The sequence below is a fragment of the Monashia sp. HAY1-5C genome, from assembly GCF_056755255.1.
In genome coordinates, this window is sequence record NZ_JBPGXG010000147.1 from 1 (window position 1) to 10,595 (window position 10,595).

Consider the following 10,595-nt stretch of genomic DNA (forward strand, 5'->3'; position numbering starts at 1 on the left):
TCCGTCGTCGGCAGCGTCAGATGTGTATAAGAGACAGGCCTGTGCGGCCGCGCCGGTGCGCGTCGGGGTGGTGGTGGTGCGTCAGCGTGCGCCGACCAGCTGGCCCTCGGCGGGGCGGTCCACCGAGCTGTCGGGGACCGGCGCCTCCACGGCGTCGGACTCTGCGTCGAGCATGCTCGACTCGTCGAACGGCAGCTCGCCGGCGAGGACGAGTCGCGCCTTGTCCTTGTCGATCTCACCGACCCACGTGCCGATGATGACCGTCGCGATGGCGTTCCCGGCGAAGTTCGTCAGGGCGCGGGCCTCGCTCATGAGCCGGTCGATGCCGACGATGAAGCCGACACCGGGCACGAGGTCCGGGCGGTGCGACTGGAGACCACCGGCGAGGGTCGCCATGCCGGCGCCGCTGACGCCGGCCGCGCCCTTGCTCGCGACGATCATGAAGACGAGCAGGCCAATCTGCTGGCCGAGGCTGAACGGCTTGTCCATGGCCTCGGCGATGAACAGGCTCGCCATCGTCAGGTAGATGGCCGTGCCGTCGAGGTTGAACGAGTAGCCGGTCGGGACGGTGATGCCGACGACGGGCCGGGAGATGCCCAGGTGCTCCATCTTGGCGATGAGCCGCGGCAGGGCCGACTCGGACGACGACGTGGACAGGATGAGGAGGAACTCGCGGCCGAGGTAGGACAGCAGCGACCAGGGGCCGATGCCGGTGACGAGCTTGAGGATCGAGCCGAGGAAGGCGAAGACGAAGATGAGGCAGGTGACGTAGAAGGCCCCCATGAGGATGGCGAGGCTCTTGAGCGAGCCGATGCCGGTGGCGCCGACGAGGGCGGCCATGGCGCCGAAGGCACCGATCGGAGCGGCCCACATGACCATGGCCATGAGCCGGAAGACGAGCCGCTCGAGGTGCTTGATGCCGCCGAGGATCGGCTCGCCGGCCTTGCCCATCTTCTGCAGCGCGAACCCGACGAGCAGGGCGATGAGCAGCGCCTGGAGCACCGAGCCCGAGGTCAGCGCCGACACGAGCGTGTCCGGGATGAGCCCGAGGAGGAAGTCGACCGGGCCCTCGACCTTCGCGTCGACCTGCGAGGCGCCCGACTGCGCGACCGCGCCGGTGAGGTTGAGGCCGTCACCGGGGTGGATGATGTTGCCCACGACGAGGCCGATGCCGAGCGCGACCGTCGACATGACGACGAAGTAGCCGAGCGCGAGCCCGCCCACCTTGCCGACCTGGGCGGCCTTGCGGACCGAGCCGATGCCGAGCACGATCGTGCAGAAGATGATCGGCGTGATCATCATCTTGATGAGGCTGACGAACCCGGTGCCGAGCGGCTTGAGGCTCTTGCCCACGTCGGGGAAGGCCCAGCCGACGATGATGCCGGCGACCATCGCCACGATGACGGCGACGTAGAGGAAATGGGTGCGGTCGCGCTTCTGTCGTGCCCCAGTGTGGGCGTCGACGGCGCTGTCGGCGGTGGAACTCACGGTGACCTCCGTTGGCGTGGGCCGGGTGTGGAGACCCCGGACCGGTGGATGACATCGAGAGTGACCGGCGCAGTGACTAGGGTCACGATTGTGTTCATTGAGTTCTCGCCGCGGCGGTGGAGCGTCGCGGCGCAGACCTTCGCCCTGCAGGTGCTGGTGGCGGTCCTCGTCGTCGCCGCCGGCCTGCTGGGCGCCTGGGTCCAGGCGCAGCGCGCCGGCGACGAGGCGGCGATGGCCCGGGCGCTCGCCGTCGCCGAGACCATCGCCTCGACACCGGCCGTCGTCTCCGCGGTGCAGGGACCCGACCCGACCGCGCAGCTGCAGCCGTTCGCCGAACGCGTCCGGGCCGACACCGCCACCGACTTCGTCGTCGTCATGAGCACCGACGCCGTCCGGTGGACGCACCCCGACCCGGCCCAGATCGGCAGGAGGTTCATCGGCCACACGGAGGCGGCCCGCGCAGGCGGCGTCGTCGAGGAGGACTACACCGGCACGCTCGGGCCGTCGGCGCGCGTCGTCGTGCCGGTTCGCGACGGGTCGCGGATCGTCGCGCTCGTCTCGGTCGGCATCCGCAAGTCGGCCGTCGGCGAGCAGGTGCGGGCGCAGCTGCCCGGCATCCTGCTCGCCGGCCTGGGCGCGGCCCTGTTGTCGGGTCTCGGCATGGCGCTCGTGTCGCGGCGCATCCGCCGACAGACCCACGGGCTGGGCGAGCAGCAGCTGCGCGAGATGTACGAGTACTACGACGCGGTCCTCCACGCGGTGAGCGAGGGGCTCGTCATCACCGACCTCGACGGCACGCTGCGCCTGGCCAACGACGAGGCGGTGCGGCTGCTGGCGCTGCCCGCCGACGCCGTGGGCCGACGCGTCGCCGACCTCGGGCTCGCGCCGGCGCTCGTCGCCGCCCTCACCGACGACGCCACCCACGAGGACGAGCTGCACGTCACGGCCGCGCGCGTCCTCGTCCTCAACCGCGCGCCGGCCCGGTGGCGCGGCCGGCTGCTCGGCCACGTCGCGACGCTGCGCGACCGCACCGACCTCGAGGCCCTGACCGGCGAGCTCGACTCGGCCCGCGGCCTGACCGAGGCGCTGCGCTCGCAGGCGCACGAGTCGGCCAACCGGCTGCACACCATCGTCAGCCTCATCGAGCTGGGCCACACCGACCGCGCCCTGGACTTCGCCACCGAGGAGCTGCAGGTGTCGCAGCTGCTCACCGACAAGGTCGTCGGCGCCGTCGACGAGCCGGCCCTGACGGCGCTGCTCCTCGGCAAGGCCGCGGAGGCGCACGAGCGCGGCATCGTCTTCGACATCGGGTCCGGCGCCCGGTTCCCGCGGGACGTCGCCCCGACGCGGGACGTCGTGACGATCGTCGGCAACCTCATCGACAACGCCCTCGACGCCGTGTCCGCGGCGGGCGAGCCCGGCGTCCCCCGGCACGTCGCCTTCGACTCGCACGTCGACGACCACCACGCCGTGCTCGAGGTGAGCGACGACGGTCCCGGGCTGCCGCCGGGCGGCGTGGCCGACGCGTTCCGGCGCGGCTGGTCGACCAAGGAGCAGGGCAGCGCGGGGCGGCGGGGCATCGGGCTGGCCCTCGTGGCCCAGACCGTCGAGCGGCTCGGCGGGACCCTCGAGGTCGACGGCCCACCCGGGGCCACCTTCACGGTGCGGCTCCCGGTCCGCGACGCGGCCACGCCGCACGAGGTGTCCCCGTGACGGCGTCCGGGGCGGGGGCCCTGCGGGTGCTCGTCGTCGAGGACGAGCCGATCGCCGCGGAGGCACACAGCGCGTACGTCGAGCGCGTGCCCGGCTTCTCCGTCGTGGGGACCGTCGGCACGACGCAGGCGGCCCTCAAGGTCCTGCAGGACAAGGCAGTCGACGTCGTGCTGCTCGACATGAACCTCCCGGACAGGCACGGCCTCGACGTCGTGCGCGCGATGCGGGCGGCCGGGCACCGGGCGGACGTCATCGCCGTCACGTCGGCGCGGGACCTCGACGTCGTTCGTTCGGCCGTCTCGCTCGGCGTCGTCCAGTACGTGCTCAAGCCGTTCGTCTTCGCGACGCTGCGCGACCGGCTCGTCGCGTACCGCTCCTACCGGGACCAGCTGACCCAGGGTGCGGAGGTGTCCACCCAGGCGGAGGTGGACGAGGTGTTTGCCGGGATGCGTGGTGGCGCGGAGACCCGGCTGCCGAAGGGCATGGGCGAGGAGCTGCTCGCTCGGGTCTCACGGGCCCTGCGCGAGGCCGACGGGGGCCGGTCGGCGAGCGAGGTCGCCGACGAGCTCGGCGTCGCGCGCGTCACGGCCCGCCGCTACCTCGAGCACCTCTGCGAGACGCGCCTGGCGGTGCGCCGCTCGCGCTACTCCGGCGCCGGGCGGCCCGAGGTCGAGTACCTCTGGGCGCGGTGAGGACCGTGCGCAGCACCCGGGACGAGGCCCTGACGCGCGACGAGGAGCGCGCCCACCTCGTCGACCCCGCCGACCGCTCCGTGGCCCTGACGCGCACCCCCGTCTCCCCGGACCTCGGCGAGCTGGCCCGCCGGTTCTGGGTGCCGATCTGGGACGTGCCCCCGGGGACCGCGTCGCGCCAGGACGTCCTGTCCTACCCGGTGTGCCAGCTCGTCGTGTCGCCGTCGTACGCCCGCCTCTACGGCGTCGCGTCCGGTCTCTCCCGCCAGGTGCTCGAGGGACGCGGGTGGGCCGTCGGTCTCATGCTGCGCCCGTCGGCCGGCTGGCTGCTGACGGGACGGCCGGTGCGCCGGCTCACCGACCGGTTCGTCGACCTCGACGCCCTGGCGACGCTCGACGGGCCCCGCCTCACCGTCGCCGTGCGCGACGCGATGCGCGCGGACCCCGGGAGTGCCGAGGCCCAGGCCGCCGCCCGCGACGTCGTCGAGGACGCCCTGCGCCCGCTGCTGCCCGTCGACGAGGAGGGCCTGCTCGTCAACGCGCTCGTCGAGGTCGTCGAGACCTCGCCGGACCTCCTGCGGGTCGACGACCTGTGCGCGCGCTTCGACGTCGCCGAGCGGACCCTGCAACGCCTGCTGCACAAGCGCATCGGCCTCGGCCCCAAGTGGCTCATCCGCCGGCGGCGGCTGCAGGAGGCCGCCGAACGGCTCCGGGACGACTCGGCCGGCCTGGCGGCCATCGCCGCCGACCTCGGCTACGCCGACCAGGCCCACTTCACCCGCGACTTCCGCCGCGCCACGGGGCTCACGCCCGGAGAGTTCGCGGCTCGCTTCCGGTGACGCGACGGAGCGCGGCGGTGCCCTCGCCCGCGACCGCGGTCGCGAAGGCCACCGGATCCTCGCCGGCCGCCTCGCGTCACCCCTCCTGCAGCCAGGCGCGGATGGCCGCGCCGTCCTCGCCGAGCGTCGGCGGGGCCGCGTGTTCGCGGCGGGTCACCTCGCTGCCGCCGGCGTCGAAGAACCGCAGCGGTGGCCCGGGCAGCGTGATCCAGCCGAGCGTCGGGTGCTCGACGTCGACGAGCAGGCCCTGGCTGACGGTCTGGTCCCAGCCGTACACCTCGTCGAGGGTGCGCACCTTGCCCGCGGGCACGCCGACCTCGGCGAGCCGGGCGAGCAGGGGTTCGGCGTCCCAGTCGGCGAAGGCCGCCTCGACCAGCTCGATGACGTCGTCGCGGTGCGCGACCCGCTCGGCGTTGGTGGCCACGCCCTCGCCCGACGCGTCGAGCCCGAAGGCCGTGCACAGCCGCTGCCACAGACCCTCGCTGCCGACGGCGATCTGCACCGACCCGTCGCGGCAGCGGAACAGGCCGTACGGCGCGATCGACGGGTGGTGGTTGCCGGCGGACCGGCCGACCTCGCCCGCGACGGTCCACCGGGTGCCCTGGAAGGCGTGGACGCCCACGACCGACGCGAGGAGCGAGGTCCGCACGAGCGTGCCGCGTCCCGTGCGGTGCCGTTCGTTGAGGGCCGCGACGACGCCGTACGCGCCGTACATGCCCGCGAGCAGGTCGGCGATGGGCACGCCGACACGCTGCGGGTCCTCCGGCCCGGAACCGGTCAGCGACATGAGCCCGGCCTCGCCCTGGGCGATCTGGTCGTAGCCGGCACGCCCGCCCTCGGGCCCGTCGTGGCCGAAGCCGGTGATCGACAGGACGACGAGCCGCGGGTTGCGCGCCATGAGGGCCTCGAGCCCGAGCCCGAGCCGCTCGAGGACGCCGGTGCGGAAGTTCTCGACGAGCACGTCCGCCCGGTCGACGAGCGCGAGCAGCACGTCCTTGTCGGCGGCGTCCTTGAGGTCGAGGGTGATCGACTCCTTGTTGCGGTTGGCCGACAGGAAGTAGGTCGCCTCCCGCTGCCCCTCCTCGCCGACGAACGGCGGCCCCCAGCCGCGGGTGTCGTCGCCCCGACCCGGCGCCTCCACCTTGACGACGCGGGCACCGAGGTCCCCGAGCATCATCGTGGCGTGCGGGCCGGCGAGCGCGCGCGTCAGGTCGACGACGAGGACGTCGCACAGCGGTCCGGCTTCGGGTCCGGCAGAGGTCATTCGGTCACCATCCACGGGGTGGGTCAGCCTATGACGCGGGCCGAGCGGTGCAGCTCGGCGAGGCCGACGTAGACCTCGGCGTTGGCTCGGATGCGCAACAGGCCGGGGTCGTCGATCTCGCGGCGCACCGACGCGGGCACACCGGCCACGAGCGAGCGCGGCGGGACGACGGTGTCCTGGCGCACGACCGCCCCGGCCGCCACGAGGCTGCCGGCACCGATGCGGGCGCCGTTGAGGACGACGGCGCCCATGCCGACGAGGCAGTCGTCCCCGACGGTGCAGCCGTGCAGCACCGCCCGGTGCCCGACGGAGACGCCGGAGCCGATGGTCGTGGGGTGCTCGGCGTCGGTGTGCACGACGACGCCGTCCTGCAGGTTGCTCCGCTCGCCGAGGACGATCGGCTCGACGTCGGCGCGCAGCACCGCCGTGTACCAGACGCTGGATCCGGCCTGCAGCTCGACGGCGCCGAGCACCTCGGCGCTCGGGGCGACCCAGGCGGTGTCGTGGACGCTCGGCGTCCGGTCTCCGAGCGAGTAGAGCATGCGGCCTCCTGCCGTGTGAGGACCCGCGGCGGGTCGGGGCCCAGTCTGCCGCCCGCCGGGGGGGTCGGCGCTGGTGGGGGGTGACGCGTCCGACCCGGGACGGGCGCCCGTTCAGCCGGCGCCGGTGCGCGCGACCTCGCGGCGCAGGGCCAGACCGGTGTGCAGCAGCCCGGTGGCGAGGGCCGCGCCGACGCCCTCGCCCGCCCGGATCCGCAGGTCGAGAAGGGGCTCGAGGCCGAGCTCGCGCAGCACGAGGGCGTGCGCCCGCTCGCGCGAGCGCTGCCCCGCGACGAGGTGCGCTGCGACGGCCGGCTCGACCCGGACGGCGGCGAGGGCGGCGACCGAGGTGGCCAGCCCGTCGAGCACGACGACGCCACCGGCCCCGCAGGCACCGAGCACCACGCCGTGCAGCACGGCGAGCTCTCCACCGCCCAGCCGCCGGAACACCTCCGCCGCGTCGACGGCGTCGACGGCGTCGACAGCGCCGTCGGCCGTGCCGATGCCGGCCGCCCCGGTCACCCGGGCCACGGCCCGGTCGACGACCTCGCGCTTGCGCTCGACCATTGCCGTGTCGGCCGACGACCCGCGCCCGACGACCTCCGACGCGGGTACGCCGAGGAGCGCTGCGGCGAGGGCGGCGGCGACGGTGGTGTTGCCGACGCCGACCTCGCCGAGGGCGATGGGCCCGGACGGCGCGAGACGCCGGCCGTGCTCGCGGCCCAGCGAGACCAGGTCGGCGAAGGTGTCCGCGTCGAGCGCGTCGGTCGTCACGAGATCGCCTCTGGCGCAGCCGACCCCGGCGTCGACGAGCAGGACGTCGAGCCCGGCCGACCGGGCGGCCACCGCCCCCATCGACGTGCCGGCCCGCGTCGCGTCGGCGACGTCGGCCGTCACCGACGCGTCGAAGGCGCTGACGCGGTGCGCCGTGACGGCGTGGTCGGCCGCGGCGACGACGAGCGTGCCGCGCCCGGTCCAGGCTCGTGGTGCGGGGAGGGCCTCGACGCGGTCGAGGACGGCGTCGAGGGCGCCGAGGGAGCCGGGCGCGGTGAGCAGGTCGTCGGCGCGGTCACGTGCACCGACCACCGCGTCCTGGGCGGGCGCGCGCAGGTGCGAGACGGGCGCCTCGGTCTCGGTCCAGCGCTCGCGCATGACGACCTGCTCGAGCGGCAGGCGCCGCGACCAGCCGGCGCGCTCGAGGCCCGGCTCGGGCGGACGCTCGTCGGGCCAGCCGAGGCAGAGCCAGCCGAGGGTCTCGACGCCGTCCGGCAGGCCGAGCAGGTTCGCGAGCTCGGCCGGCTCGAAGAGGGTCACCCAGCCGAGGCCGAGGCCGTGGGCGCGCGCCGTCAGCCAGATGTTCTCGATCGCCGCCGCGCACGACCACAGGTCGGCGTCGGGGAAGGTGGCGCGGCCGAGGACGCCCGCGGCCGGGGTGCGGCGGTCGCACGCGACGACGACGCCGACCGGGGCCTCGCGGATGCCCTCGAGGCGCAGGTCGAGCAGGCCGCGCGCCGACTCCTCGGCCATGCCGGCGGCCTGCCGCAGCCGGGCCCGGTCGGCCATCAGCGCGGCGGCGTCGCGCGTGGCGGGTTCGGTGACGACGACGAACCGCCACGGCTGGCTGTGCCCGACGCTGGGTCCCCGGTGGCCGGCCAGCAGGACCGCCTCCAGGACCTCCTCCGGGACGGGGTCGGGCCGGAACCGCCGGATGTCCCGGCGCGCTCCGATGACGCGCGCGAGGGAGGCGAGGTCGTCGCGCAGGGCCCACGCGTCGGGGGCCTGGGCGCGTTCGGCGGCCGACGTGCGGTCGCCGATGGTGGGGACGGGCCGGCGGTAGCTCATCGGTGACTCCGGTGGGGTGGGCACGCGGTCACGCCTCGATGTCGCCGAGGTCCGCGATGACGATCTCGAGCAGCCGGCCGAGCTCGTGGCGTTCGGTCTCGCTCAGGCCGCGGAGGGTGTCACTCTCGACGACGTTCGACTCGCGCACGGCGGCCCGGAAGAGCGTCCAGCCATCGTCGGTCAGCGACACGAGCGTGCGGGTGCGGTTCGACTCGTCGGGCCGGCGCCGGACGAGGCCGCGGGCCTCCATCTTGTCCAGGCGGTGCGTCATCGACGAGGGGGCGACGTTGGCGAGGTCGGCCAGCTGGCTCGGGGTCAGGCACGCGTCACCGGCGCGGGCGAGCCCGGCCAGCACCGCCCACTCGCCCTGGGTGAGGTCGAGGTCGGCGAACTGGCGCACGTACCACTGGTCGAGCTTCCTCGTCACGGCATAGACGCCGGTGATGACGCGCTGCACCGACTCCTCGCCGCCCGCGGCGGTGTAGAGCGCGACGTCGGCCGCGTGCTCCTGGGCCGCGCTCCTGCGTCGTCGGGTCGCCATGGAAAGGCATTGTTCCATCCCGCGGGCGGGGTGCTAGAGTTTCGAGGTCGAACTTCCAGTTCGAAATATTCGAGTCCGAAGTCGCGTTGCACGCCGAGGTGCGTCCGCGACCGCACACAGCCTCGACCTGCGACCCCGGAAAGGGTGTGAAACCCATGCGCACGCGCCTGCTCGTCCTCGCCTCCTCCGTCGGCATGCTCGGATGGGGCACGGTGCTGCCCTACCAGTACGCGTACGCGGCGAACACCCGCGGCTGGGGCCCCCTCGCGGCGGCCCTGGCCAGCTCCCTCTTCTCCGTCGGCGCCCTCGTGGCCGCGCCGTTCGCCGGCCGCCTCAGCGACCGCTTCGACCCGGTGCTCGTCGCCGTCCTCGCCAAGCTGCTCGCGGCAGCCGGTGTGGCCGGCCTCGTCTGGGCGGACACGGCGCCCTCGTTCCTCGTGGGCATGTTCGTCTTCGGCTTCGGCCTGACCGCCTCGACGCCGGCCGCGTCGGTCCTCGTGCTGCGGTGGGCCGGGCACGCCGACCGCCGCAAGGTCTTCGCCTACAAGTTCACGGCCGAGGCGATCGGCATGGCCGTCGGGGCCTTCGTCGCGGGCCAGCTCGTCGACCTGTCACGCACCGACGGCATGACGCTGGCCTTCGTCGCCGCCGGCGTCGGCTTCGCCCTGTCGGCCGCGATCATCCGCATCGCGGGCATCGGCGCGCCCGCCGAGGTCGAGGCGGACGTCGCCCCCGAGGAGTGCGAGGCACGCGTCAGCACCGTCGAGGCGCTGCGCCGGGTCTTCGCGGTGCCCGCCCTGCGCTGGACCGCCGTCGTCACGGTGACGCTCGCGCTCGGCTTCTACGCCCAGTTCGAGTCCGGCCTGCCGGCCTACGCCCTGACGGTCCTCGACGCCGACGAGTCGGCCATCGGCCTCGCGGCCGCGGTCAACTGCATCGTCATCGTGGCGCTGCAGGTCGTCGTCGTGCGGCTCACCGCACGGCGGGCCGCCGGCTCGCTGCTCATGGTGGTCGGTGGCGTCTGGACGCTGGCGTGGGTCGTGCTCTCGACCGCGCAGCTCGTCTCGCCGCCGGTCGCGTCCGCCCTCTTCGTCACGACGTTCGGCGTCTTCGCGGTCGGCGAGACGATGTACGCACCCGTGCTCAACCCGCTCACCGCGAGCCTGGCGCCCACCGGGCTCGTCGGCACGACGCTCGGCACCTTCACGGCGATCCAGACGACGTTCTCGGCGCTCGGCCCGCTCGTCGCCGGTGCGCTGCTCGGCCTGGGCCTGGCGAACGGGTTCCTCGCGCTGCACGTCGGCCTGAGCCTGCTCGCGGTGTACGCGGCGTGGCGGCTGCGGGCCGCGATGCGGCGTACGCCCGCAGCTCCGGTCGGCGCGCCGGCCGAGGCGCTGCTCGACGCCGCGCCGCCCGCGTCGCGCTCGCTGCCCGCCGCCGCGGCCTGAGTCCCGGCCACGGCGCGGGGTGCGGGCGGGCGTCCGCCGGACGTCCTAGCCGCGGACTCCGGCGCTGACCAGCAGGTCGGCGAGCAGCAGCACGAGGTCGTGCTGCGAGAGGCGCATCGCCAGCATCTGCGCCGTGCCGCGGCTCTCGGGCCGCTGGAGGATCGCCTGCCACAGCTTCTCGAGCTCGTCCTGGGTCGGGGTGCCGAAGCCGGCGGGCATGAGGCCGTGG

General features: G+C 74.5%; 10 protein-coding genes. 4 read left to right on the forward strand and 6 right to left on the reverse strand.

The genetic code is table 11. The features are described 5' to 3' along the window. Positions 1 to 81: 81 nt before the first annotated feature. On the reverse strand, positions 82 to 1,488 hold the full coding sequence (locus ACR9ZK_RS18155; protein WP_481343361.1) for a cation:dicarboxylate symporter family transporter: 1,407 nt from the start codon (positions 1,486 to 1,488) through the stop codon (positions 82 to 84). 90 nt (positions 1,489 to 1,578) lie between these two features. On the opposite strand from ACR9ZK_RS18155, the gene ACR9ZK_RS18160 reads away from it, so the two are divergent. Genes ACR9ZK_RS18160 through ACR9ZK_RS18170 form a run of 3 tightly spaced genes read left to right on the forward strand, consistent with a single transcriptional unit; the run spans position 1,579 to position 4,732 of the window. Beyond that, entirely contained in the window at positions 1,579 to 3,201 is a 1,623-nt protein-coding gene (locus tag ACR9ZK_RS18160) for a sensor histidine kinase (protein ID WP_481343362.1), read from the forward strand. Beyond that, positions 3,198 to 3,893 (forward strand): response regulator, encoded by a 696-nt coding sequence (locus ACR9ZK_RS18165; protein WP_481343363.1) that lies wholly within the window; start codon positions 3,198 to 3,200, stop codon positions 3,891 to 3,893. Before ACR9ZK_RS18160 ends, ACR9ZK_RS18165 begins: the two co-directional genes overlap by 4 nt. 5 nt (positions 3,894 to 3,898) lie before the next feature. After that, a complete protein-coding gene (locus ACR9ZK_RS18170; RefSeq protein ID WP_481343364.1) occupies positions 3,899 to 4,732 on the forward strand; it encodes a helix-turn-helix domain-containing protein in 834 nt (277 codons plus the stop codon). Between the two features lie 76 nt (positions 4,733 to 4,808). Here the strand turns inward: ACR9ZK_RS18170 and ACR9ZK_RS18175 are convergent, their stop codons facing one another. From ACR9ZK_RS18175 to ACR9ZK_RS18190, 4 genes are all read right to left on the reverse strand, one after another. After that, positions 4,809 to 5,996, reverse strand: coding sequence for a CaiB/BaiF CoA transferase family protein (locus ACR9ZK_RS18175; protein WP_481343365.1), 1,188 nt, complete (start codon positions 5,994 to 5,996; stop codon positions 4,809 to 4,811). Between the two features lie 23 nt (positions 5,997 to 6,019). Further along, positions 6,020 to 6,538, reverse strand: coding sequence for a gamma carbonic anhydrase family protein (locus tag ACR9ZK_RS18180; RefSeq protein ID WP_481343366.1), 519 nt, complete (start codon positions 6,536 to 6,538; stop codon positions 6,020 to 6,022). A gap of 111 nt (positions 6,539 to 6,649) precedes the next feature. Further along, on the reverse strand, positions 6,650 to 8,401 hold the full coding sequence (gene bluB, locus ACR9ZK_RS18185; RefSeq protein WP_481343367.1) for a 5,6-dimethylbenzimidazole synthase: 1,752 nt from the start codon (positions 8,399 to 8,401) through the stop codon (positions 6,650 to 6,652). 4 nt (positions 8,402 to 8,405) lie between these two features. Further along, positions 8,406 to 8,918, reverse strand: a complete 513-nt coding sequence (locus ACR9ZK_RS18190; RefSeq protein ID WP_481343368.1) for a MarR family winged helix-turn-helix transcriptional regulator — start codon at positions 8,916 to 8,918, stop codon at positions 8,406 to 8,408. A gap of 155 nt (positions 8,919 to 9,073) precedes the next feature. Here ACR9ZK_RS18190 and ACR9ZK_RS18195 point away from each other — a divergent pair, with 155 nt between their 5' ends. After that, positions 9,074 to 10,366 carry an MFS transporter gene (locus tag ACR9ZK_RS18195; protein ID WP_481343369.1) on the forward strand — a complete coding sequence of 431 codons (1,293 nt, stop codon included), beginning with the start codon at positions 9,074 to 9,076 and terminating at the stop codon, positions 10,364 to 10,366. Between the two features lie 45 nt (positions 10,367 to 10,411). On the opposite strand, the gene ACR9ZK_RS18200 is transcribed toward ACR9ZK_RS18195, so the two are convergent. Next, a partial coding sequence (locus ACR9ZK_RS18200) for a hypothetical protein (protein WP_481343370.1) occupies positions 10,412 to 10,595 on the reverse strand: 184 nt, incomplete at its 5' end.